Source organism: Streptomyces sp. NRRL B-3229 (assembly GCF_000719505.1).
In the GTDB taxonomy this organism is placed as follows: Bacteria; Actinomycetota; Actinomycetes; order Streptomycetales; family Streptomycetaceae; genus Streptomyces; species Streptomyces griseorubiginosus.
Map to the genome: position 1 here is coordinate 80,033 of NZ_JOGP01000020.1, position 22,053 is coordinate 102,085.

Annotated in this window: 21 protein-coding genes; 9 read left to right on the top strand and 12 right to left on the bottom strand. The window is 71.1% G+C overall.

Annotation, left to right across the window (positions count from 1 at the left end):
• Positions 1 to 84 precede the first annotated feature (84 nt).
• Together IF54_RS0128930 and IF54_RS0128935 are read right to left on the bottom strand one after the other, a co-directional pair.
• A complete protein-coding gene (locus tag IF54_RS0128930; protein WP_030323949.1) occupies positions 85 to 1,545 on the bottom strand; it encodes an aldehyde dehydrogenase family protein in 1,461 nt (486 codons plus the stop codon).
• A 112-nt stretch (positions 1,546 to 1,657) separates the two neighbouring features.
• Positions 1,658 to 2,482 (bottom strand): helix-turn-helix domain-containing protein, encoded by an 825-nt coding sequence (locus IF54_RS0128935; protein WP_051735580.1) that lies wholly within the window; start codon positions 2,480 to 2,482, stop codon positions 1,658 to 1,660.
• Between the two features lie 365 nt (positions 2,483 to 2,847).
• Between IF54_RS0128935 and IF54_RS0128940 the strand changes: the two genes are divergently transcribed.
• On the top strand, positions 2,848 to 3,345 hold the full coding sequence (locus IF54_RS0128940) for an ATP-binding protein (protein WP_030323955.1): 498 nt from the start codon (positions 2,848 to 2,850) through the stop codon (positions 3,343 to 3,345).
• 101 nt (positions 3,346 to 3,446) lie between these two features.
• Here the strand turns inward: IF54_RS0128940 and IF54_RS0128945 are convergent, their stop codons facing one another.
• The 5 genes from IF54_RS0128945 to rpmG all read right to left on the bottom strand — a co-directional run bounded on the left by IF54_RS0128945 (position 3,447) and on the right by rpmG (position 6,093).
• Positions 3,447 to 3,689, bottom strand: a complete 243-nt coding sequence (locus IF54_RS0128945) for a DUF397 domain-containing protein (protein ID WP_020141037.1) — start codon at positions 3,687 to 3,689, stop codon at positions 3,447 to 3,449.
• A gap of 315 nt (positions 3,690 to 4,004) precedes the next feature.
• Positions 4,005 to 4,247, bottom strand: coding sequence for a 30S ribosomal protein S18 (rpsR, locus tag IF54_RS0128950; RefSeq protein WP_030323959.1), 243 nt, complete (start codon positions 4,245 to 4,247; stop codon positions 4,005 to 4,007).
• Between the two features lie 6 nt (positions 4,248 to 4,253).
• The gene (locus IF54_RS0128955; protein WP_030323962.1) at positions 4,254 to 5,675 is read right to left on the bottom strand and encodes a GTP-binding protein; all 1,422 of its coding nucleotides are present in this window, start codon (positions 5,673 to 5,675) and stop codon (positions 4,254 to 4,256) included.
• Positions 5,675 to 5,923 (bottom strand): type B 50S ribosomal protein L31, encoded by a 249-nt coding sequence (locus tag IF54_RS0128960; protein ID WP_030323965.1) that lies wholly within the window; start codon positions 5,921 to 5,923, stop codon positions 5,675 to 5,677. The genes IF54_RS0128955 and IF54_RS0128960 overlap by 1 nt, the downstream gene beginning before the upstream one ends.
• Before the next feature lie 5 nt (positions 5,924 to 5,928).
• On the bottom strand, positions 5,929 to 6,093 hold the full coding sequence (gene rpmG, locus IF54_RS0128965; RefSeq protein WP_030323968.1) for a 50S ribosomal protein L33: 165 nt from the start codon (positions 6,091 to 6,093) through the stop codon (positions 5,929 to 5,931).
• Between the two features lie 63 nt (positions 6,094 to 6,156).
• On the opposite strand from rpmG, the gene rpmB reads away from it, so the two are divergent.
• The 4 genes from rpmB (at position 6,157) to IF54_RS0128985 (ending at position 7,907) form a co-directional block, all read left to right on the top strand.
• Positions 6,157 to 6,393: a 50S ribosomal protein L28 gene (gene rpmB / locus IF54_RS0128970; RefSeq protein ID WP_028810193.1), complete on the top strand. Its 237-nt coding sequence runs from the start codon at positions 6,157 to 6,159 to the stop codon at positions 6,391 to 6,393.
• On the top strand, positions 6,393 to 6,698 hold the full coding sequence (rpsN, locus tag IF54_RS0128975) for a 30S ribosomal protein S14 (RefSeq protein WP_030323970.1): 306 nt from the start codon (positions 6,393 to 6,395) through the stop codon (positions 6,696 to 6,698). Before rpmB ends, rpsN begins: the two co-directional genes overlap by 1 nt.
• A 64-nt stretch (positions 6,699 to 6,762) precedes the next feature.
• Complete coding sequence (locus IF54_RS0128980; RefSeq protein WP_051735571.1) at positions 6,763 to 7,269, top strand: hypothetical protein; 507 nt, start codon at positions 6,763 to 6,765, stop codon at positions 7,267 to 7,269.
• A 104-nt stretch (positions 7,270 to 7,373) separates the two neighbouring features.
• Positions 7,374 to 7,907 carry a DUF4232 domain-containing protein gene (locus IF54_RS0128985; protein WP_030323975.1) on the top strand — a complete coding sequence of 178 codons (534 nt, stop codon included), beginning with the start codon at positions 7,374 to 7,376 and terminating at the stop codon, positions 7,905 to 7,907.
• Between the two features lie 198 nt (positions 7,908 to 8,105).
• Here the strand turns inward: IF54_RS0128985 and IF54_RS0128990 are convergent, their stop codons facing one another.
• On the bottom strand, positions 8,106 to 9,221 hold the full coding sequence (locus tag IF54_RS0128990) for a DUF2786 domain-containing protein (RefSeq protein WP_030323977.1): 1,116 nt from the start codon (positions 9,219 to 9,221) through the stop codon (positions 8,106 to 8,108).
• A gap of 80 nt (positions 9,222 to 9,301) precedes the next feature.
• Here IF54_RS0128990 and IF54_RS0128995 point away from each other — a divergent pair, with 80 nt between their 5' ends.
• Both IF54_RS0128995 and IF54_RS0129000 read left to right on the top strand, forming a co-directional pair.
• Positions 9,302 to 10,048: a Clp protease N-terminal domain-containing protein gene (locus IF54_RS0128995; protein WP_030323979.1), complete on the top strand. Its 747-nt coding sequence runs from the start codon at positions 9,302 to 9,304 to the stop codon at positions 10,046 to 10,048.
• 172 nt (positions 10,049 to 10,220) lie between these two features.
• On the top strand, positions 10,221 to 11,912 hold the full coding sequence (locus tag IF54_RS0129000) for a bifunctional 3'-5' exonuclease/DNA polymerase (RefSeq protein WP_030323982.1): 1,692 nt from the start codon (positions 10,221 to 10,223) through the stop codon (positions 11,910 to 11,912).
• A 57-nt stretch (positions 11,913 to 11,969) separates the two neighbouring features.
• Here the strand turns inward: IF54_RS0129000 and IF54_RS0129005 are convergent, their stop codons facing one another.
• The 4 genes from IF54_RS0129005 to IF54_RS0129020 all read right to left on the bottom strand — a co-directional run bounded on the left by IF54_RS0129005 (position 11,970) and on the right by IF54_RS0129020 (position 18,460).
• Positions 11,970 to 15,311, bottom strand: a complete 3,342-nt coding sequence (locus IF54_RS0129005; protein WP_030323985.1) for an AfsR/SARP family transcriptional regulator — start codon at positions 15,309 to 15,311, stop codon at positions 11,970 to 11,972.
• Between the two features lie 362 nt (positions 15,312 to 15,673).
• Entirely contained in the window at positions 15,674 to 16,567 is an 894-nt protein-coding gene (locus tag IF54_RS0129010; protein WP_030323987.1) for a glycosyltransferase family 2 protein, read from the bottom strand.
• Between the two features lie 134 nt (positions 16,568 to 16,701).
• Positions 16,702 to 17,169: a DUF3052 family protein gene (locus tag IF54_RS0129015; protein WP_037820747.1), complete on the bottom strand. Its 468-nt coding sequence runs from the start codon at positions 17,167 to 17,169 to the stop codon at positions 16,702 to 16,704.
• A gap of 646 nt (positions 17,170 to 17,815) precedes the next feature.
• Positions 17,816 to 18,460, bottom strand: coding sequence for a ScbR family autoregulator-binding transcription factor (locus IF54_RS0129020; protein ID WP_030323990.1), 645 nt, complete (start codon positions 18,458 to 18,460; stop codon positions 17,816 to 17,818).
• Positions 18,461 to 19,359: 899 nt separating this feature from the next.
• Between IF54_RS0129020 and IF54_RS0129025 the strand changes: the two genes are divergently transcribed.
• Both IF54_RS0129025 and IF54_RS0129030 read left to right on the top strand, forming a co-directional pair.
• The gene (locus tag IF54_RS0129025; RefSeq protein WP_037820748.1) at positions 19,360 to 20,868 is read left to right on the top strand and encodes an MFS transporter; all 1,509 of its coding nucleotides are present in this window, start codon (positions 19,360 to 19,362) and stop codon (positions 20,866 to 20,868) included.
• A gap of 49 nt (positions 20,869 to 20,917) precedes the next feature.
• Positions 20,918 to 22,012 carry a Gfo/Idh/MocA family protein gene (locus IF54_RS0129030; protein WP_030323994.1) on the top strand — a complete coding sequence of 365 codons (1,095 nt, stop codon included), beginning with the start codon at positions 20,918 to 20,920 and terminating at the stop codon, positions 22,010 to 22,012.
• Positions 22,013 to 22,053: the final 41 nt, after the last annotated feature.

The window sequence follows — 22,053 nt, forward strand, 5'->3', positions numbered from 1 at the left end:
CCCCCTGACACCGATGACGCTACGGGCCCTCTAGGACAGGTTCGGTCCTAGAGGGCCGGGCGGATGCAGTCCTCCACTCGAATGTCAGAACGGGAAGGTGCTGCGGCCGTGCTGGACCGAGATCCACTTGGTGGTGGTGAAGGAGTCCAGCATGGTGTCGCCGTTGAGACGGCCGATGCCGGAGTGCTTCTCGCCGCCGAAGGGGACGATCGGCTCGTCGTGGACGGTGCCGTCGTTGACGTGGAACATGCCGGTGTCGATCCGCTTGGCGAAGGCGACTCCGCGCTCGATGTCCGCCGTGTGGACCGCGCCGCTGAGGCCGTAGGGGGTGTCGTTGACCAGGCGGACGGCCTCCTCCTCGCCGTCGAAGGGGACGAGGAGGGCGACCGGGCCGAACAGCTCCTGCTTGAGGAGGGGCGAGTTGGCAGGGAGATCGGTCAGGACCGAGGGCTCGACCAGGTTGTCCGTGGTGGTGCCGTGCACCAGGGCCGTCGCGCCGTCGGCGACCGCCTGCTCGACGGCGGTCGAGACGGCGTCCGCCTGCCGGGAGTTGATGACCGGGCCGATGACCGTCTCGGGGTCGCGCGGGTCGCCGGTCTTCAGGCTCCTCACCTTGGCGACGAACTTCTCGGTGAACTCCTCGGCGACCGAGCGGTCGACCAGGACGCGGTTGGCGGCCATGCAGACCTGGCCCTGGTGGACGTAACGGCTGAAGACGGCGGCGTCGACCGCGTAGTCGATGTCGGCGTCGTCGAGCACCACCAGGGCGCTGTTGCCGCCGAGTTCGAGGACCGAGCGCTTGAAGTGCGAGGCGCAGACGGTGGCCACGTGTCGGCCGACCTTGTCGGAGCCGGTGAAGGAGATGACCTTCGGGACGGGGTGCTCCAGGAAGGCGTCGCCGATCTCCGCGATGTCGGTGATGACGACGTTGAGCAGACCGGCGGGCAGGCCCGCGTCCTCGAAGATCTTGGCGACCAGGGAGCCGCCGACGATCGGGGTGTCCTGGTGCGGCTTGAGCACGACGGCGTTGCCGAGCGCGAGCGCCGGGGCGACCGACTTGATCGACAGCAGGAAGGGGAAGTTGAAGGGGCTGATCACGCCCACGACACCGACCGGGACGCGGTAGACGCGGTTCTCCTTGCCGTCCACCGGCGAGGGGATGATCCGGCCCTCGGGGCGCAGCGCCAGGTTGACCGCCTCGCGCAGGAACTCCTTGGCCAGGTGGAGTTCGAAGCCGGCCTTCAGACGGGTGCCGCCGAGCTCCGCGATGATCGCCTCGGCGATCTCGCCCTCGCGCTCCTCGATCAGCCGGAGCGCCTTCTCGAACACCGCGCGGCGGGCGTAGGGGTTGGTCCCGGCCCACTTCTTCTGCGCGCGGGCGGCGGCCCGGTACGCGTCGTCGACCTCTTCAACCGTGGCTATGGTGATCGACGCCAGCTTCTCGTTGTCGTACGGGTTGAAGTCGATGATGTCCCAGGAACCGGTGCCCGGGCGCCACTCCCCGTCGATGTACTGCTGGGCCAGTTCGGAGAAGTACGACGACATGTGATCCCCAAATCACTAGCAGACACACGATCAACGTGACGGTCTGATCACACGTCATCGTACGTGCGGGACAGGTCAGTTGGACACGCTGAGCAACCTTCTGGGGATAACCCTAGGAAAGCTGGAGGAGGCCTCGCAGCAGATCCCGGCTCTCGTCCGGACCGGGGCTGTCCTGCTGGAGCTCCTTGAGCGCCTTCTCGTACTGCGTCACGTCCTCGCGCTTGTCGAGGTAGAGCGCGCTGGTGAGCTGCTCCAGGTAGACCACGTCGGTCAGGTCGGACTCGGTGAAGCTGAGGATGGTGAACGCACCGCTCTCACCGGAGTGGCCGCCGAAACCGAACGGCATGACCTGCAACCGCACGTTGGGGCGTTCGGAGAGGTCGATGAGGTGCTGGAGCTGCTCCCGCATCACCGCGCGGTCACCGTAGGGCCGGCGCAGGGACGCCTCGTCGAGCACCACGTGGAACTCGGGACCGTTCGGGTCGGCGAGATGCTTCTGCCGCTCCAGACGCAGCGCCACGCGCTTCTCCACGTCCGCCTCGCTGGCGCCCTTCATACCGCGCCGGACGACTGCACGTGCATACGCCTCGGTCTGCAACAGACCGTGGATGAACTGGACCTCGTAGGCACGGATGAGGGAGGCCGCGCCCTCCAGGCCCACATAGGTGGGGAACCAGCTCGGCAGGACGTCGGAGTAACTGTGCCACCAGCCCGCGACATTGGCCTCGCGGGCGAGCGACAGCAGCGAGGCGCGCTCCTGCTCGTCCGTGATGCCGTAGAGCGTCAACAGGTCTTCCACGTCACGTGTTTTGAAGCTCACCCGGCCCAACTCCATGCGGCTGATCTTCGACTCGGACGCGCGGATCGAGTAACCCGCCGCTTCACGTGTGATGTTCCGTGCCTCACGCAGCCGCCTGAGTTGCGAGCCGAGCAGCATCCGCCGCACCACCGATCCGGGCTCTCCCGCGCTCACGTTCGCCAGCCTCCCCAACGTCTTCAGGGGCCAGAGTCTGCCACTAAAACACTCCGAGCAGTACTCGTCCGATTACAGATATGGCAAGAAGTCAAAGATTCTGCATAGGCCTGGGACAGGAAGCGAGGAGGAAGAGGCAAGGAACGGGAGAGAAGATGGCGGAAAAAATGGCCAACAAGCGGTACGGGAGGGTCCAATTCGGTCAGCTGCACGTGCATCTGCACCTTGCATCTGCACCGCTCTTCCGAAACCATGGTCCCGCGCAACCGCTGCATCGCAACGACCGCGAATTCCCGGGAGTGCCTCGCATGGGGACGAATGGATCGACCATGCTCGAGCCGTTACGGCAGGGCCTTCCGCCGCTGGATCCCGCGGCCGTGTCCGACGCCGCCTCCTGTTCTCTTCCCGCCCGCTACGAAGCGGTCGGTGACGCGCGGAGGTTCACCCGCAGAACGCTGGACCAGTGGGAGCTGGGCGACCGCTTCGACGACGTCTGCCTGGTGGTGTCCGAACTCGTCACCAACGCGCTGCGGCACGCGATGCCGGCCGGCAGTGTGAGCGCGGGCGAGCACAATCCGCCGGTGCGGCTGCATCTGATGCGCTGGACCGGACGTCTGGTGTGCGCGGTGCGCGATCCGAGCCAGGAGAGTCCCGTCGCGCGCGACTCCGAGGACTTCTCGGCGGAGTCGGGACGCGGGCTGTTCCTGGTCGACTCCTTCAGCGACAGCTGGGGCTGGCACCCGATGTCCGGGACGCTGAGCGGCAAGGTGGTCTGGGCCCTGTTCCGGCTCCAGCCGGCGACCGGCCCCCAGGGCGCGAACGACTGAGCCCCCGCGGCGTTTTGCGACGCCGCGGTTCTACGCGCGTCACACAAAGCGTTCGAACGATCACTCCCGGCCATCCCCGGTCGCCCGCGGACGGCCGGGGATCAGCCTGCTATCAGGTGGTCGAACTCGCCGTCCTTGATGCCCAGGAGCATCGCCTCGATCTCCGCGCGCGTGTAGACGAGCGCGGGGCCGTCGGGGAAGCGGGAGTTGCGGACCGCGACACCGCCGTCGGGCAGGCGCGCGAACTCCACGCAGGAACCCTGCGAGTTGCTGTGCCGACTCTTCTGCCAGGCCACATCACGGAGATGCGTGGCCGCCATGCCGTTGTACACGTCGAGGTCCACAGGTCGCTCCCCGGTGGTGCGGTGGCCATGTGGCCAGTGATGCAGTGGTCAACTGGTCCGGATCATAGCTCTGTTCACGTGCAGATGCATGAGCAGATGCACGTGCACGAGGGGTGTTCCTGCGGTTACAGATGTGACGTGTGGGGCCCTCGATATGTTCCCGCGGGTGCCCCGAGACCCTGCTCGCATGCCTCGTGCACAGGATGAGACGCATTCGGGGCCACCGGTGTTCCACGTTCCGGGTCACGGACCGGTCGGCTTGCATCTGCCACTGCACCCGCAGACGGGCGGGCGGGACGCAGGAGGGTGACGGGGTCAGCGAGGGCCGGAACCGTACGGCAGCAACGCCATCTCCCGGGCGTTCTTGATCGCGCGGGCGAGCAGTCGCTGCTGCTGGGCCGTCACCCGGGTGACCCGGCGGCTGCGGATCTTGCCGCGGTCGGAGATGAACTTCCGCAGCAGGTCGGTGTCCTTGTAGTCGATGTAGGTGATACCGGCCACGTCCAGCGGGTTGGGGCGGTGCTTGGCGGGCTTGCGGTCGGGCTTGCGGGGCGGCATGGGGGTTCAGATCTCCAGGAGGGTGTCGAAGGCGGGCGGGAGCCGTTTCCAGGCGTCGCGGCCCGCGGCGTACTCGGCGTCGGTCAACAGGCAGGACTCCAGGAGCCGTTCGAGTCCGTCGCGGTCGAGTCCGGGCGAGGTGAAGACGAGGTGCTGGCAGCAGTCGCCGTGCTCGGGGTGCCAGTCGAGGGCGGCGGCCGCCCGGCGCACCGGCGGGACCATGTCCCACGCCGCGTCCGGCAGCGAGGCGAGCCAGGGACCGGCGCTCTCCACGCACAGGGCGCCTCCGGCCGCGTCCCAGTGCAGCAGCACGTCCGGCCTGTCGGCGAGCCAGAACCGGCCCCGGCTGCGGGCGGCCGCGCAGGTGATGTCCTCCAGTGCCTCGTAGAGCCGCTCGGGGTGGAAGGGCCGGCACCGGTGCCACACCAGCGTGGACACCCCGTGCGCATCGGCCTCGGCGGGCAGCCGGGCACACGCGGGGTGCTGGGCCGCGGCGGCGGCCTCCACGTCGAAGCCGGCGAGGGCGGCTCGGACGAGCGCCGAACGCGGGGACGGTCGTACGGGATAGAGGGTGCCGGACGCGTCGGTGGGTCGAACGGGGTGGTCGGTGGGGGCCGGATCCGTCGGTCGTGCGGGGCGGCCGGTGGGGGCCGGATCCGTCGGTCGTGCTGGGTGGTCAGCAACCGCCGGATCCTTGTGCCACGCCGAGTGGTCCGGGACCGCCGGATCCGTGAGCCGAGCCGAGTGGTCCGGGACCGTCGGATCCGTGAGCCGAGCCGAGTGGTCCGGGACCGTCGGATCCGTGAGCCGCGTCGAGTGGTCGGTGGCCGTGGGGCGGCTGGAGCTGACCGGGATCTGGTGGGCTGTCGGGTGGAGTTGGGCGAGGAGTTCCCGGTCCTCCTCGTCTGCCTCCGGGGAGTCGAGGACGGCGAGGACGGGGGCGTACTCCAGCTGGCGGGCGAAGGTGTCGGCGACCGTGCGCTGGTCGGTGGCAGCGGCGGCGAGGCCGCGGTCGGCGAGGTCGTCGCCGTTGCCGAGGTACGGCAGCACGAGTGCCGGGTCGACCGCGGTGATCACGCCGGTGACGGTGAGGCCGCCGGCCGCGACCACCTCGGCCATCGCCTTGGGCTCGACGGAGTCCCACAGTTCGACGACGGCGAGGCGGAGCGTCCCGGCCGCGTCGAGGCGGCGCAGCTCCGGGACCAGGTCCTCCCTCAGCGCGCAGCAGGCGCAGTCGTTGACCAGGGGCGTCTCGCCGGCGGAGAGGACTCCGCCGGCGTCGCGGATCGTCCGTACGACGGTGCCGGCCGCGGCCGTCGCCAGGTCGTGGTGGAGGACGACACTGCCCGGCACCTCGGCGAGGAGCCGTTCCACGGTGGCCTTGCGGGCGTCGGCGTGCAGCCCGCCGACGATCACGACGGAGAGCATCAGCCCTGCTTTCCGTACCGGCGCTCGAAGCGCTCCACGCGCCCTGCGGTGTCCAGCACGCGCGCGGTGCCGGTGTAGAAGGGGTGGCTGACGTTCGAGATCTCGACGTCCACGACCGGGTAGGTGTGGCCGTCCTCCCACTCGATCGTCCTCTCGCTCGTCATCGTCGAGCGGGTCAAAAAGGCGTGGTTCGCGGCACGGTCACGGAAGACGACGGGACCGTAGGCGGGGTGGATTCCGTTGCGCACGAGGGTCAGCGCTCCTCTCGGAAGTCGACGTGGCGACCGGCGACCGGGTCGTACTTGCGCAGGGTCATACGGTCCGGGTCGTTGCGGCGGTTCTTGCGGGTCACATAGGTGAAGCCGGTCCCGGCGGTGGACCGCAGTTTGATGACCGGGCGGAGTTCGGTGCGTGCCATGCTGCTATCTTACTGAAAATGAATTCCATTAATGACACGGCCCCCGAGAGAGGTGCGTCACCCTTGTCCGCCCACTGCATGCTGACCGGTGCCCGGCCCGGTTTCGGCAACCACATCTCGTTCTCCCACCGGCGCACCTCGCGCCGCTTCGACCCCAACATCCAGTCCAAGCGGTACTGGCTGCCCAGTGAGGGCCGGTACGTGCGGCTGCGGCTGAGTGTGAAGGGGATCAGGACCGTCGACACGATCGGCGTCGAGGCGGCCGTCGCCCGCATCCGGGCCCGGGGAGTCAAGGTCTGATGGCGAAGAAGAGCAAGATCGCTAAGAACGAGAAGCGCCAGGAGATCGTCGCGCGGCACGCCGAGCGGCGGGCCGAGCTGAAGGAGATCATCCGCAGGCCCTCCTCCAGCGACGCCGAACGGCTCGCCGCGCAGCAGGAGTTGCGGCGCCAGCCGCGGGACGCGAGCGCCACGCGCGTGCGGAACCGCGATCAGGTGGACGGCCGCCCGCGCGGCTACTTCCGGACCTTCGGACTGTCCCGGGTCGGGCTGCGGGAGCAGGCGCACGCGGGGCATCTGCCGGGGGTCCGCAAGTCTTCCTGGTAACTCTTTCAGGTGAGGCTGGTAGCTTGCTGCGATCCATGCGGCCGCTACAGCTTGGGAGCCTCCAGTGACTACGGCGAACTTCTCGCGCCCCGTGTCGCGCCGACGGGCGGGGCTCGCGGCGGCGGGACTGACGGGCGTGCTCGTCCTGACCGCGTGCAGCGGGGGCGGGGGCTCGGACGACGGGTCCTCGCCCAGCGCGTCCGCCCCGCCCTCGGCGTCCGCCTCCGGGAAGACCGGCGGCTCCGGCGGTACGTCGTCCTCCGCGTCCGGCAAGGTCGCGGGCAGCTGGCTCACCACCGGCGACGGCAAAGCCGTGGTGCTGGTGGTCAACGGCGATCAGGCGGCGCTCTTCGCCACGGGCGGATCGGTGTGCAGCGGCACGGCGAGCGCGGAGACGATCCGCCTCAAGTGCACGGACGGCAGCAAGGAGCGCACCGTGGGCACGGTGGAGTCGGTCGGCAAGACCTCGCTCAAGGTGAGGTGGCAGGGCTCCCTCGGCACCGAGAGCTTCATGAAGGCCGAGGGCGGGAAGCTGCCGAGCGACTTCCCGACGGCGGGTCTCGGGTCGTAGCCGATCCTGTGTGTGCCGGCGGATGTCGGTGGGGGCGGCCGCGCGGAGTGCTCCGTGATGCGTGATGATCCATGCACCGGACCGCTCACATCAGAGGACTTCACATGCGCGCCGCCCCACTCGCCGTCACCGCTCTCGCCGCGGCCCTGCTGCTGACCGCCTGCGGCGGTGGTGACAGCTCCGACGACAAGGCCACAGCGAAACCCAAGGGCGGCTCGGCCTGCGAGGTCGGCCCGGTGGACCTGGAGGTCGGCCCCGCCAACGCGGCCCCCGCCGCCGGCGACACCGGCAACATCCCCGTCACGCTGACCAACCAGAGCGCGCCGTGCACGCTGGAGGGCTTCCCGGCCGTCGGCCTGAAGGCGTCGGGCAGCGCGATCAGCCTCGCCAAGGACACGGCCGCGCAGTCCCAGAAGCTGACCCTGGCCAAGGGGGACACCGCGAGCTTCACGATCACGTACGTGCGCGGCAAGACGGGCGCCGCGGACAGCCTGGACGTCCGGACGCTGGACATCGCCCTGCCGGGTGAGGGGACGCCGCACAGCTACAAGTGGTCGTACGGCCCCGTCCAGGGCAAGAGCGGCAAGACGGACGCCCTGAACGCGTCGGTCAGCGCGTTCGGGCAGGCGGGGGACTGACGGAGGCGGGGGGCTCACGGAGCCGGGGAGGCTGACGGAGCCGGGAGGCTGACGGAGCCGGGGCGGGGGTCCGGGCTTCAGCGCGGACGGGTCCGGGCTTCAGCGCGGGCGGGTCGGGCTTCGGTGCGGGCGGGTCGGGCTTCGGTGCGGGCGGGTCCGGGCCTCAGTGCGGGCGGGTCGGGCTTCGGTGCGGGCCGGTCAGGTCCCGGGCCCGCGTCGGTGGCCGAGCCGGGGGTGGTGGTCGACCCGGGCCCGGTCGGCTGCCTGCGCGCCCTCGGTCCAGCCCGCCTCGTCGGTGACTCCGCGCAGGCGGGTCGTGGTGGTCTCGGGGAACAGGCGGTCCATGCGGTCGGTGACGGCGACCTCGCGGGAGGCCAGCACCGGCAGCAGGTCCTCGGTCACCGGGGTCTCGGCGGCGGCCCTCAGCCGGTCGCCGACGCGGTGGGCGTAGGCCGCGAGGAAGGACTGCCGGAACGTCTTGGTGCGCTTGCGGCCGCCCGCCCGCTGAGCCGCCTCCGCCTTGGCCATCGCGGACTGCGCCTGCACGAGCAGTGAGGTGTGGAGGAGCTCCACCGCCTCCAGGTCGGCCTCGAAGCCCACGACCGTGGAGAAGGCGAGCGCCTCGTTCCACACGGCCCGGCAGTGGTTGGCGGTCGCCACCGCGTCCAGCAGCACCGCCTTGGCCTGCTCGTACGGCGACTCGACCCCGATCCGGCAGGCGCCGGGTGTGTCCTTGGCGGGCGCCCGCGCGTCCAGCAGCGCCTCGTCGACACTGTGCCGGGCCATCAGCTCCTGCGCCTTGGCGGTGAGCGCCTCCGCCTCCTCCGGATAGCCGGTGGCCTCCGCCTTGGCGAGCAGCGCGCGGATACGGCCGAGCATGCGGCCGTCCCCCTTGTGCCCCTGCCGGGGCTCCTCCAGGGGCTCCAGAGCGGGCAGCCGCAGCAGCAGGCGGTACAGCTCCAGTACGGCGGTGGCGTGCGGGAAGCGGTCGAGGCGGGGGGCGTTCGGGTCCGGCTCCCGGAGCTCGGCGAGCTGGGCGGCCCAGCGGTGACCGCGCGGACGGTCGTCGGGGGCCTGCGCGCGGATCAGAGCCGTGACGAGGCGTACGTGCGTGTCGTCCAGCTCGCGCCGCACCAGGCGTACGACGTCGGCGGGCTGCCAGCCGCGCCGCCAGGCCTGCGTCACGAACTCGACTCCCCGACGGGCCAGTTCGGCGTCCGCCGCGGGGTCGGCGGCGAGGAGGGAGGCGCCGGTGTCCAGGGCGGTGTCGTCGTCGGAGTAGAGGGCGGTCCGAAAGGCACGGTCGACGGTCACAGGGCGATCGTCTCACCCGGCCCCGAAGTAGAGGCAACCTTTGGTTGACACTCGACTACTGTCAACCTACGGTTGACAGCATGACATCGAACCCCGCCATCACGTCATCCGTACGTCTCGACGACCTGATCTCGGCGATCAAGAAGGTCCATGTCGAGCCCCTCGACCAACTTCAGGACGCGGTGATCGCCGCGGATCACCTCGGGGAGGTGGCCGACCATCTGATCGGGCACTTCGTGGACCAGGCCAGGCGTTCCGGGGCTTCCTGGACGGACATCGGCCGGAGCATGGGGGTCACCCGGCAGGCCGCGCAGAAGCGGTTCGTGCCGAAGGAGTCCGCCGACCTCAGCGCCGACCAGGGCTTCGGCCGCTACACCCCGCGGGCCCGCAACGTGGTCATGGCCGCCCACAACGAGGCCCTCGCCGCGGGCAACGCCGAAGGCCGCCCCGAGCACCTGGTCCTGGGCCTCCTGGCCGAGCCCCAGGGCCTGGCCGCCCTGGCGATCAGGGCGCAGGGCGTCCTCCTCGACAGCGTCCGGCAGGCCGCCGCCGCCGCGCTGCCGGCCCGGGTCGAGGAGCCCCCGCAGCTCGTTCCCTACGGCTCGGACGCCAAGAAGGTCCTGGAACTCACCTTCCGCGAGGCCCTGCGACTCGGCCACAACTACGTCGGCACCGAGCACCTCCTGCTCGCCCTCCTGGAGTTCGAGAACGGCGAGGGAGTCCTGTCGGAACTCGGCATCACCAAGCCGGCGACGGAACAGAACATCGCCGCCGCGCTCGCCAAGATCACGGAACAGCAGGCGGACGGCACGGACGCGGACGCCTGAGCCGCCGCTCCGCTGATTCCGGGGTCGCGGGGCCGCCGTCGTTGTGCGGCGGCCCGTCACCACGCTGCGGTCGGCCGTCACCACGCTGCGGTCGGCCGTCACCACGCTGCGGTCGGCCGTCGCCACGCTGCGGTCGGGGCCGTTGTCAGACCCTGGTGTCACACTCGCCATCATGACCGACCGCTGGGTTCTCGCCCCGGCCGAGGACGGTGGCGTGGAGCTCGCCCCCCTCGGCCCGGACGGGCTGCTCGCCGGGCCGGTCCTGCGGGAGGCGGACGCGGCCGAGGCCGTGCGACGGCGGCCGGAGGTGGCGCGCTGGGTGTGGCGGTCCACCCCCGAGATCTACCCGCGCCTGCTCGCCGCGGGGGTGCGGGTGGAGCGGTGCTACGACATCGAGGACGCCGAGACCCTCCTGCTCGGCCACGCCGGGCGGTCCGGGGAGCCCCGCTCGGCGGCCGCCGCCCTGGCCCGGCTGCGCGGCGGCCCGGTACCTCCCGACCCGCCCCAGCGCTCCGCCGAACCGGGGGCGCAGTCCCCCCTGTTCGAACCACAGGGCGCCCGGCTGCCGCTCACCGACCTGGCCGAGGTCCACGCCGACCAGCAGCGCCGCCATGACGCCACCGCGCACCCCGACCGCATGCGGCTGCTGACCGCCGCCGAGTCGGCGGGGATGCTGGTGGCCGCGGAGATGAACCGCGCGGGGCTGCCGTGGAGCGCCGAGACGCATCGCCGGGTGCTGCACGAACTGCTCGGCGACCGGTACGCGGGCGGCGGCGAACCCCGGCGCCTCGCCGAACTCGCCGACGAGGTGTCCGAGGCCTTCGGGCGCCGGGTACGGCCCGATCTGCCCGCCGACGTCATCAAGGCGTTCGCCCAGGCGGGCATCAAGATCAAGTCCACCCGACGCTGGGAGATCGAGTCCCTGGACCATCCGGCCGTGAAGCCGCTGGTGGAGTACAAGAAGCTGTACCGCATCTGGGTCGCCCACGGCTGGTCCTGGCTCCAGGACTGGGTGCGGGACGGGCGCTTCCGGCCCGAGTTCCTGGCCGGCGGGACCGTCACCGGCCGCTGGGTCACCAACGGCGGAGGTGCCCTTCAGATCCCCAAGGTGATCCGGCGGGCCGTGGTCGCCGACCCCGGCTGGCGGCTGGTCGTGGCCGACGCCGACCAGATGGAGCCACGGGTGCTGGCGGCCATCTCGCGTGACCCCGGGCTGATGGAGGTGGCGGGCCGGGACAGCGACCTGTACCAGTCCGTCTCCGACCGGGCCTTCTCCGGCGACCGCGCCCAGGCCAAACTCGCCGTGCTCGGCGCGGTCTACGGCCAGACCTCCGGCGACGGCCTGAAGAACCTCGCCGCGCTCAGACGCCGCTTCCCCAAGGCGGTGGCCTACGTCGACGACGCGGCCCGCGCGGGCGAGGAGGGCCGACTGGTGCGGACCTGGCTGGGCCGGACCTGCCCGCCGGCGGCCGGGGCGGGGGACGCGGAGGAGGCGGGCATCCCCCAGGACGACCAGGCGGGCCAACCCGCTTCCGCCGAGGACGGCTGGGTGCCCGGGTACGCGTCCGGCAACACCCGCGCCCGGGGCCGGTTCGCGCGGAACTTCGTGGTGCAGGGCAGCGCCGCGGACTGGGCCCTGCTGCTGCTCGCCGCGCTGCGGCGCTCCTGCGCGGAGATGGCGGCCGAACTGGTCTTCTTCCAGCACGACGAGGTGATCGTGCACTGTCCCGAGGAGGAGGCCGAGGCGGTCGTGGCAGCGATCCGCGAGGCGTCGGCGCTGGCCGGGCGGCTGACGTTCGGCGAGACGCCGGTGCGGTTCCCGTTCACGACGGCTGTGGTGGAGTGCTATGCGGACGCGAAGTGAGCGGCGTGAGCCGGAGCGGTCCGCGTGAGCCGGGGTCACCGGCGTACCGCCGGAGCGTCAGCTCAGGCCCGAGTCGTCGAGGAGGGCGATGAGTTCCTTGAGCACCGTCTTCTCGTCCGTGCCGTCCAGCGCGCCGAGCGCGGCCCGCCACTGCGCGTGCGCCTCCTCGACGCTCCCCCGCTCCCGCAGCAGGAGTCCGTACTGGTGGCGGGCGAGGGCGCCGGTGTAGCGGTCGGCGCGGGCGTCGGCTCGGCGCAGCAGCTCCGCGCACTCGGCGGCGGCGCGCTCGCCGTCGCCGATCAGGCGCAGCGCCCGGACCAGGCCGAGGCGGCTCTGCGACTCGCCGTGCCAGTCGCCGGGGCTGCCGAGGATGCGCAGACTCTCCTCGAAGTGGGCCAGGGCGGCGGTCGGTTCACCGAGGGTGAGATGGGCGTAGCCGATGTTGCAGTGCGCCGAGTGCCGTACGACCACGCTGCCGGTCTCCTCGCCGATGGCGAGCGAGCGGCGGTGCTGCTCGATGGCGGCGCGCGGGTCGGTGTGCTCGTAGAGGTTGCCGAGGTTGCTGTGGGTCACCGCCTCCCCGAAGGGATCGTTCAACCGCCTTGAGTAGGCGAGGCTCCGGCGCAGCGTCTCGCCCGACTCGGCGTACCGGCCGAGGCTTTCGAGGAGCAGGCCCCGGTTGTTGAGGCAGCGGCGGATCCAGGAGTCCGCGCCGAGCCGCCCCCAGATCGCGAGGGCCCGGTCGTTGAGGTCCAGCGCGTCGCCGTGCCGGCCGGTGAGGAAGTGCAGGCCGGCCAGATCGCCCAGGGCGCACGCCTCGGCCGCCTCGTCCCCGAGCCGCCGTGCCACCGTGAGCGCGGCCCGGCCGAGGAACTCCGTCTCGGCGACCCGGCCGCTGCGCTGGAGGAAGGGGGAGAGCAGGCGCAGCAGGGCGGAGACATGGCCGGCGGCGCGTTCGTCGGGGGTGTCCTGGTGCCGTTCGACCAGGGCGACGATGTTCTCCAGCTCCGACTCGGCCCAGGCGAAGGCCTTCTCGGACGACGGGAACGGGGCGATGGCCAGCACGTGCGCCGCGTGCTCGGGCGGCTGCGCGGCGGTCGGGCGGCGGCGGTCGTCGAGGTCGAGCCCGGGTTCGACGAGGGCGGTGAGGACACGCTCGGCGACGGCCGCGTACCAGCGCAGGGTGGTGCGGGCGATGTCGGGGGCGTGTCCGGTGCCCGCGAGTTCTTTCGCGAAGTCGCGGACCAGGCCGTGCGGGGCGTAGCGGCCGTACGCCGTCTCCTCCAGGAGGGCCACGTCGACGAGGCGGTCGAGCGCGTCCTCGGCGCGGGACTCGTCGGTGCCGTCGGTGCCGAGGAGCCGGGCGACCAGGGGGACGCCGTAGGTGGGCAGGTCGAGGGCGCCGATGCGGCACAGCGCGAGAGCGGCGTCGCGGTCCGACCGCCGTCCGGAGGCGGCGAGGGCGTCGTGGGCGACGGCCAGGGAGCGGCGCACGGAGAGGTCGTCGTACTCCAGGTGCCGCAACCGGTCCTCGGTGGCGGCGAGTTGGTCGGCGAGGACGTCGGGGGTGAGAGCGTGCCGGGCGGCGAGACGGGCGGCGACGACGCGGAGGGCCAGGGGAAGGCGGCCGGTGAGTTCTATGAGGGGGTGGGTGGCGTCGATGGGGGGTGAGGGGGTGCCGTCAGTGGTGGTGGTCCTGGGACTGGTGGTCGTGTCGCGGCCGTCCCTGCCCGATACCGCGCGCAGCAGTTCGGCGCTCTCCTCGGCCGAGAGGGGGGTGAGGGGGAAGCGGTGGGCGTCGTCGAGGGCGGTCAGGGGCGAACGGCTGGTGACGAGGACCGCGCAGCCGTGGCCGGCCGGGAGCAGGGGGCGTACCTGCGCGGCACTCGCCGCGTCGTCCAGGACCATGAGCGTGCGGGTCGGTGCGAGCAACGACCGCAGCAACGCGGTCGCCGCGTCCGGGTGTTCGGGGATGCTGCGCGGGTCGGCACCGAGATCGCGGAGCAGGGCGGTGAGGGCCTGGGCCGGAGTGAGGGGGGTCATGCCCGGAGTCGCGCCCTGGAGATTGACGTAGAGCTGGCCGTCGGGGAAGCGGTCCCGGAGACCGTGGGCCACGTGCAGTGCGAGCGCGCTCTTGCCGACGCCGGCCATGCCGCTGATGACGCCCAGCGAGGGCCCGGTGCCGGAGGTCAGGGCGCGGTGCAGGTCACGACGGGTGGCGAGGCGGCCGGTGAAGTGGCCTGGGGGTGGCGGGAGTTGGGCGGGGCGGGACGGGGTCAGGGGGGTGGGCGGGGTGTCTCCGCGCGTAGCGTTCGGCGGAAGATCACCGGAGGTGGTCGGGTGGGCGCGCCGGGGTTCCGGATCGACGGCGTCGGTGTCCGGCACCGCGGGGGTGGGGGCGGCGGCCGGGCTCGTGTCGTGTGATGCGTCCGTGTCGTGTGATGCGTTCGCGTCACGCGTGTCGAGGGCGGCGTCGGCCAGGTCGGTGCCGTGGACCGGGTCGGTGCCGTGGACCGGGTCGGTGCCGTGGACCCGGTCGGTGCCGTGGACCCGGTCGGTGCTGCCGGCTGGTGGGGCGGTCAGGTCGTTCGGCTCGGTGCTTCGCGCCGCCGCTCCCCCGCGCAGTACCTCCACATGGGCCGCGCGGACGGCAGGGCCCGGCTCCACGCCGAGTTCCTCGATGAGGCGGCTGCGCAGGTCGCGGTGGACGGCGAGGGCCTCGGCCTGGCGACCGGTGCGGTGGAGGGCGAGCATCAGCTGGCGGTGGTAGGACTCACGGAGCGGATGTTCGGCGGCGAGCGCGGAGAGTTCCGGGACGAGGGCGTCGGGCCGGGTGGGCGCGAGGGCGAGCTCGGCGTCGTAACGCCACTCCAGGAGGAGGAGCCGGGCCTCCTCCAGGCGCTGCACCAGGGCGTATCCGGCGACTTCGGAGGGGACTCCGCTGAGCGGTGCGCCCCGCCACAGCGCGAGGGCCGCCGCGCAGGCGTGAAGGGTCTCGGTCCAGTCTCCGCGGGCGTGGGCACCGCGGGCCCGGGCGGCGTGGCTCTCGAAGACCTGGACGTCGAGTTCGCCGGGTGCCACGCGCAGCAGGTAACCGGGGGCCACCGCCTGGAGCCGCTCGGGGTCGTCGAGCAGCCGGCGCAGTCGGGAGACGTGGTTGTGCAGGGACGCCTTGGCGGAGGCGGGCGGGGTGCTCCCCCACAGCGCCTCCTTGAGGGACTTGGTGGAGACGACCCGGCCGGCTTCGAGGAGCAGCGCGGCCAGCAGGATCCGCTGCTTGCGGCTGCCGACCACTCGCACACCGGCGCCGCCGTGGCCGCCGTGGGCGTCGTGACCGTCGTACAGAATCGGCGGCCCGAGCAGTCCGAACCGCAGCCCTGACTGCGATCCGCGCCCCATCACGCCGCCCACTTCTGGCGGAATTCCGCCCTCGTCACGACGGTTTCCCGCCAGCCACCCGACACCGTCCAGTGCCGGAATCCGCTCCCGTCCCGCGCTTCCACACCATCGGTTCCCCACAGGTGCCGTCGACTTCACGCCAAGCGGCGAAACGCTGAAACGTAGATGCGTTGGCCAATGTTAGCGATTTGTTGGCGCAACCTGATGTGATCACTTCATCGGATCTGGCCCGAGGGTGCGCGCGTAGGACGCGCAGCTCGGGGGAGTGTCGCCGTCGTGGCCGGATCCGTGGGACGCGAGAGGGCCCCGGTCGGCGGAGGTGAACGACCGGGGTCCTCGTCCCGTTTTCCGGTATTCGCGTCTCAGACGATGGGCGGGCGGCCCAGGCGGGTCAGCTGCCAGACCGTTCGCCAGCGCATCGGACGCCGTTCGCCTGCGGGTTGCCGTACGCCCTCGACGAACCCGCCGAGCCAGGCGTGCAGTCCGCTCGACGACCTCGTCCGCAGCAGGGTGAGTGCCGTCCAGACGGCCAGGTGGACCGGGATGAGCGGCAGGGGCAGCCGGCGGCGGACCAGCCAGACGCGGTTGCGGGCGTTGACCCGGTAGTAGATGGCGTGCCGGGCCGGTGAGGTCTTGGGATGCTGGAGCAGGAGCTCGGGCGCGTACAGGATGCGCCAGCCGCGGTCGGCGGCCCGCCAGGCCAGATCGGTCTCCTCGTGCGCGAAGAAGAACTCGGCGGGCCAGTCGCCCGTCTCGGCGAGCATGGCCATGCGGAAGGCGTGGCCGCCGCCGAGGAAGCCGGTGACGTATCCGCCGCGCAGCGGGTCGGAGGCGCCGACGCGGGGGACGTGCCGCTGCTGGGTCTCGCCGTGCTCGTCGGCGATGCGGAAGCCGACGATGCCGAGGCGGTCGTCGGCCGCGAACAACTCCTGTACACGGCGCAGTACATCGGCGTCCACCAGGAGGCCGTCGTCGTCGAGCTCGACGACCACGTCGACGTCGCCGAAGTCCCGCAGACGGGCGAGCGCCACGTTGCGCCCTCCGGGGCAGCCGAGGTTCTCCTCCACGTCGAGGGTGGTGACCTCGCCGGGCAGGGAGAGCCGCTCGGCGAACTCGGGCAGCCGGCAGCCGTTGCCCACGATCACGATCCGGGTGGGGGCGAGGTCCTGCTTGGCCACGGAGCGGAGCAGGGCGTCGACCTCGTCGGGCCGGTTGCCCATCGTCACCACGGCGACGGCGACCCTCGGCGCGTCCATGTCCCACGTCCCCTCAAAGCGACCGCCATCAACCGCGGCGATGCTAGTCGTTCACGGTAAGGACTTCTCGGGGTTGGGGAGAGGATGGGATGCGCGTCGCTCCTGCCCCATGCCCTCCTCGTCTCATCCCGTCCTCACCCCCGCCGGTTCTCCTTCCGGTTCTCCTTCCGGCGTACGAACTTCAGGCCCGACCAGTCCTCCCCCAGCGCCGCGACCTTCACGTCCACTACGCCGAGGGGCAGGAAGGCCTCCCGCAGGCCGTTCTCGGTGATGTCGCTGACGTGGCCGGCTGCTCTTCGTGGCCAGGCGATCCACAGCGCGGCGTGATCCGCCAGGTCCTCGACCAGGCCGGCCGCCTCGCCCGCGAGCCTCGCGTACTCGCGGTGGAAGGCGACCACGACATCCGCTCCGCGCGGACCACCGGCGGCGAGGTCGCAGTCGTCGGGCAGCCCGGGAATGTCCCACCCGTCGGGCGCACCATGGAGCCGGACCCGGTGCCCCGCCTTGATGCCGAGCTTCCTGGCGAGGGGCGTTGCGGAGTAACCTCCCGCCGCCGCAGACCCGGCCGGCCCAGACCCCGCTCCCGACTCCGGTCCCGCCATGTGACACCTCACCTCCACGCGCCGGCTCGTCCGCACCGCTCCGGCCCTCGCCCTCCAGCCTGACGGTCTTCGGGACAGATGTCTCTCCGGACACGGGAGTCACACGGACACCGCGGCCGCGCCGCCCCTCCGCACGGGCACCGGCAGCGGCCGCGCGCCACTCCCTACCGCACCAACCGCGCAAGAAGCGTGACCAGGTCCGCCATGAACTGGAGCCAGGGCCGGGCCTGCTCCGCACGTCGGCCGAACCGGCGGCGCCAGGCCCCGGACCTGACTTCCTCCCGCCGCTGAATTGCTCTGTCCCGCACGCGCCGTAAGGACGTGCCGCGGCTCGTTCCGATGCGCTTGCGTCGCCTCATGCACCGACGCTAGCCACGCGGGAACGGCGGCCACAGGGCAGCGGACCGCCAAATCGGGGAGCCGGTTATTGGCGGTAACGCTTAAGGCGGAGGCACCGAAGGACTTCCCTTGCCTCGCACACCGGTACATCAACTCCCGCTCACAGACGACCGGATGACGGCTGACCGGCGGACCCGCAGACCCGCAGACCCGCAGACCCGCAGACCCGCAGACCCGCAGACCCGCAGACCCGCAGACCGGAGAGCTTGGTGCCTACGACGCAGTTGGCGTCCGTCGCCTGCTGAAGTCACCCCGCGGCAACGAGGTCCGTCGCCGCACCCTCGGCACTACCCTCCGGCCGAAACCGTCCCAGCCTCCGCGGCGGCACGATGCTGGGCAGCAGCATCTCCCACATCAACGTCGTCTCGGCACTCAAGTCCTGCCGCCCGGACAGTACTTGGGAACTCAGCTGAAGCCCGGTCCAGGAACCCACGATCAGCCGCGCCACCCGGGCCGGATCGACGTCCGGCTTGACGTCCCCCCGCTCCTGCCCCCGAGCCAGGTGGCCCTCAAACAGCTCGATCCACCGGGTGTACGGCTCACTGACGATCCCCGTCTTGGAGCTCTGGTCGATCACCAGCCGGATGCCGGCCCGCACCCGTACGTCCTCCACCAGCTGACGAGCCATCATGTGCAGGATGTCGATGACGGCCTGCACACCCGCTCTCGCCGCGGTCGCCGCGGGGCCGGGGACCGAGAACTGCTCGTCGATCAGGGCCTGCGCCAACTCTTCCTTGGACGAGAAGTGGAAGTAGAGCGCTCCCTTCGTCACGCCCGCTTCCTTCACGATGTCGCCGAGGGAGGTCCCGTGATACCCCTCGGCGTCGAAGGCACGCGCCGCCCCGTCGAGAATGGCCGCCCGGGTGACCTCCGCGCGTTCCTGCCTGGTCATGCGTCCAACCCCTTCACTGACTTCCGCTCCAGTCTGCCTCTCACCCCACAAAAAACCAACTAACTGGTACTTTTCCTGGCGCCGCTACCGCCTGAGCCCTCCAGGTGGACAGCTTCACCGTACGTATGCCGGTTTTCCGATAGCTGCGGGTGAGATTTTCTCGACCGGACCGAGCGACCGAGGTCAGTGCAGCCACCGGGGCATTCCGAATACCGGCCACGACCTCATCCCGGATGCGCATGCCGCGAGGATTCACTTCACCGGCGCTTCGCGCTCGACGCGTTCGACCAGTGTCGGATTCCTGAGGGCCACGACTGTCCGCCCGCTGGAGCGGGATGAGGGGCTGACGGCAGCGGAATGGTTAATTCCGCGAGCAGATCAGGCCAGGGCTCAAGAGAGCACCGAGACGCCGGCGCCTGAAATAATGCACTCTGACCTGCACCTTCACTCCCCCGACCAAACCCTCCGACGATCAAGGACGAGCCGTTTGACAAACAGGTCGATTGGTTTTTTACTGTGGAGGTGCCTCGTGGGAGCGGGCCCCCGCTTCGACGTCGACCGAGGGGGAAGCCGCATGCGATCCAATCTGCTCGGCCCGTTAAAAACCCTCCTCTTTATCGCCGGATTTCTACTTCTGTGCGCCGAAGAAGCCCTGCCCAATCGGCACGCGGAACCCGCGGGATTCCGTCAACAGGGTCTGGACATCAGCGGTTCGGCGTTCTCGGAATCGCTCGGACAGCGACACACAGCGTGTTCACCAGGTCGCCGGCCGACGCCTGGCACGGTCGCGCAGAGCCCTGGCGTCTGCGCCGCCCTTTGACCAGCCCCACTCGGCTGCTCAACTCCCAGCCCAAGACCCGATTTCCGACATGCCCACGTGCCGACGAAAGAAGTGAGTGATGACCCGCCCCGCAGCACCGCCACGCACCCCACGTGGCCTCGCGCTCACCATCCTCTGCGCGATGCAGTTGATGATCATCCTTGACGGGACGATCGTCACGGTCGCTCTTCCGACCATCCAGAACGGGCTCGGCTTCTCCCAGAGCGGCCTGTCCTGGGTGGTGAACTCCTACCTCATCGCCTTCGCCGGACTGCTCCTGCTGTCCGGTCGGCTCGGCGACCTGATCGGCACCAAGAAGGTGTTCCTCAGCGGTCTGGTCACCTTCACCGTCGCCTCGCTGGTGTGCGGGGTGGCGAACAGCCCCGAGATGCTGATCGGCGGCCGCTTCCTCCAGGGCGTCGGCGCCGCGCTGGCGTCCGCGGTGGTGCTCGGCATGATCGTCGGCCTGTTCCCGGGGCCGAACGAGCAGGCCAAGGCCATGGGCATCTACAGCTTCGTGTCCGCGGGCGGCGGCGCCCTCGGTCTGATCGCGGGCGGTGTCATCACCGACACGTTCGGCTGGCACTGGGTGTTCCTGATCAACCTGCCGATCGGCGCGCTCACCCTGGTGTCCGCCCTCAAGCTGCTCGGCGAGCAGCCCGGCCTGGGCCTCAAGGCGGGCGCGGACGCGGTCGGTGCGGTCCTGGTGACGGCCGGTCTGTCGCTGGGTGTGTTCACCATCTCGCAGGTGTCCGAGGACAGGTTCAGCGCCGGTGAGCTGTCGCTGTACGGCGCGATCTCGGTGGCCCTCCTCGGGGCGTTCGTGTGGCGGCAGGCCACGGCGAAGCGTCCGCTGCTGGCGTTGCGGATCTTCCGCAGCAAGGAGACCGTCGGCGCCAACATCGCGGTGGTGCTGGTGTTCTCCGCCGGTTTCGGCTTCCAGTTCCTCAACGCCCTCTATCTTCAGCGGGTGTTGGGCTTCGACTCGATGCAGACCGGTCTGGCGTTCCTGCCGGCGCCCCTCGTCATCGGCACGATGTCGCTGTTCTTCACGGCCAAGCTGGTCGCCCGCCACGGCACCCGCCCGGTGCTGCTGACCGGACTGCTGTTCCTCGGTGTCGGTCTGCTGTGGCTCAGCCTGGCCCCGGTCGACGGCAACTACTGGGTGGACGTGGCGCCGACGCTGGTCGTCCAGGGCCTCGGCATGGGTCTGACGGTGCCGTCGGTCATCATGCGCGCCATGTCGGGTGCAAGGGCGGAGGACGGGGGCCTGGCCTCCGGTCTCAACAACACGGCGCAGCAGGCGGGCGCCGCGGTGGGCCTGGCGGTGCTCGCCACGGTCGCCACCTCGCACAGCAACTCGCTGCTGGGTGAGGGCCGTCAGGAGGTCCAGGCCCTGCGCGACGGCTACAGCCTGGCCTTCGTGTGCGCGGCCGGGTTCGTGTTCGTGGCCTGGCTGGTGACGTTCTTCGTGCTGCGGGACGCCGAGCAGCCGAAGGCGGAGCAGGCCGAGCCAACGCCAGGACAGGCCGAGTCGAAGGTCGCCGAGGAGTCGCCCGAGGCGGCCCCGACGGTCGGCCATGTCTGACAGACCGGCAATCACGTCGGAGCAACTCACGTACAGGAAAGGCGATCACGTGGCGGACAGGATCCGAGTGGGAGTCGTCGGCGCACACGCCGAGCGGGGGTGGGGCCGGCACATCCATCTGCCGGCGCTGAAGGCGCTGGACGACTTCGAGGTCACGGCGGTGGCCACGCGCAGCCCGGAGTCGGCGCGGGCGGCCGCCGAGGTCTGGGGCGCGGGAAAGGCGTACGACGACGCGGCAGCCCTGATGGCCGACCCGGACGTGGACCTGGTCACCGTCGTGGTGCAACTCCCCTCCCGGGACGGCCTGGTGGAGTCGGCGATCGCCGCGGGCAAGCACGTGTACAGCGAGTGGCCGCTGGCCCTGGACGCGTCGACCGCCGAGCGCTTCGAGTCGGCGGCGCGGGCGGCGGGCGTACGGCACGCGGTGGGTCTCCAGAGCCGCCACCACCCGGCCGTACGGCTGCTGCGGGACCTGCTCGGCCAGGGCCTGATCGGCGAGGTGCTGTCGGCGTGCCTGCTGTTCTCCCTCTCCACGCCCGAGGTGTGGTCGCAGCGGTACGCGGCCCTGTTCGACGAGACGAAGGGCGTCAACCATCTCGCCGTGGTCGGCGGGCACTCGCTGGACATGTTCCAGTACGCCGTCGGGGACTTCACGGAGGTCTCGGCGACCCTCACGACGCGGATCGACCGCATCACGATGGAGGAGACCGGGCGGCCGATCGAGGTGACCTCGCCCGACCAGATCGTGCTCGGCGGCCTCCTGGAATCCGGCGCGGCGGCCTCGGCCCACTTCATGACGGGCGGTCCGCGTGGCGACGGCTTCCGCATCGAGGTGCACGGCCGGAAGGGCCGCCTGGTCCTGGTGTCGTCCGACGACTCGCTGGTGGGCCCGCAGTTCACCCTGACCCACGAGACGGCGAACGGCACGCCCGCGGAGGAACTGCCCGTGCCCGACGCCTACGGCCCCCTGCTGGGAACGCCGTCCCCCGTCAGCAACGTGGCCCAGGTGTACATGGACCTGGGCCAGGCGATCCGCACGGGCGGCGACTTCGCCCCGGACTTCTCGACAGCGGCCCGCACGCACCGCCTGCTGGACGCGATCAAGTCCTCGGCGAAAACCGGCAGTCGGGTCCGCCTGGCCTGAACACAGCGCGATTCAGGAACCTGTCTCCCGCCGACCGCGTC

Bases quoted from the DNA above. Each gene is read 5' to 3' on its own strand.
- IF54_RS0128930 (WP_030323949.1), bottom strand. From the start codon at position 1,545: ATGTCGTCGTACTTCTCCGAACTGGCCCAGCAGTACATCGACGGGGAG.
- IF54_RS0128935 (WP_051735580.1), bottom strand. From the start codon at position 2,482: ATGCTGCTCGGCTCGCAACTCAGGCGGCTGCGTGAGGCACGGAACATC.
- IF54_RS0128940 (WP_030323955.1), top strand. From the start codon at position 2,848: ATGCTCGAGCCGTTACGGCAGGGCCTTCCGCCGCTGGATCCCGCGGCC.
- rpsR (WP_030323959.1), bottom strand. From the start codon at position 4,247: ATGCCGCCCCGCAAGCCCGACCGCAAGCCCGCCAAGCACCGCCCCAAC.
- IF54_RS0128955 (WP_030323962.1), bottom strand. From the start codon at position 5,675: ATGCTCTCCGTCGTGATCGTCGGCGGGCTGCACGCCGACGCCCGCAAG.
- rpmG (WP_030323968.1), bottom strand. From the start codon at position 6,093: ATGGCACGCACCGAACTCCGCCCGGTCATCAAACTGCGGTCCACCGCC.
- rpsN (WP_030323970.1), top strand. From the start codon at position 6,393: ATGGCGAAGAAGAGCAAGATCGCTAAGAACGAGAAGCGCCAGGAGATC.
- IF54_RS0128985 (WP_030323975.1), top strand. From the start codon at position 7,374: ATGCGCGCCGCCCCACTCGCCGTCACCGCTCTCGCCGCGGCCCTGCTG.
- IF54_RS0128995 (WP_030323979.1), top strand. From the start codon at position 9,302: ATGACATCGAACCCCGCCATCACGTCATCCGTACGTCTCGACGACCTG.
- IF54_RS0129000 (WP_030323982.1), top strand. From the start codon at position 10,221: ATGACCGACCGCTGGGTTCTCGCCCCGGCCGAGGACGGTGGCGTGGAG.
- IF54_RS0129005 (WP_030323985.1), bottom strand. From the start codon at position 15,311: ATGGGGCGCGGATCGCAGTCAGGGCTGCGGTTCGGACTGCTCGGGCCG.
- IF54_RS0129010 (WP_030323987.1), bottom strand. From the start codon at position 16,567: ATGGACGCGCCGAGGGTCGCCGTCGCCGTGGTGACGATGGGCAACCGG.
- IF54_RS0129015 (WP_037820747.1), bottom strand. From the start codon at position 17,169: ATGGCGGGACCGGAGTCGGGAGCGGGGTCTGGGCCGGCCGGGTCTGCG.
- IF54_RS0129020 (WP_030323990.1), bottom strand. From the start codon at position 18,460: ATGACCAGGCAGGAACGCGCGGAGGTCACCCGGGCGGCCATTCTCGAC.
- IF54_RS0129025 (WP_037820748.1), top strand. From the start codon at position 19,360: ATGACCCGCCCCGCAGCACCGCCACGCACCCCACGTGGCCTCGCGCTC.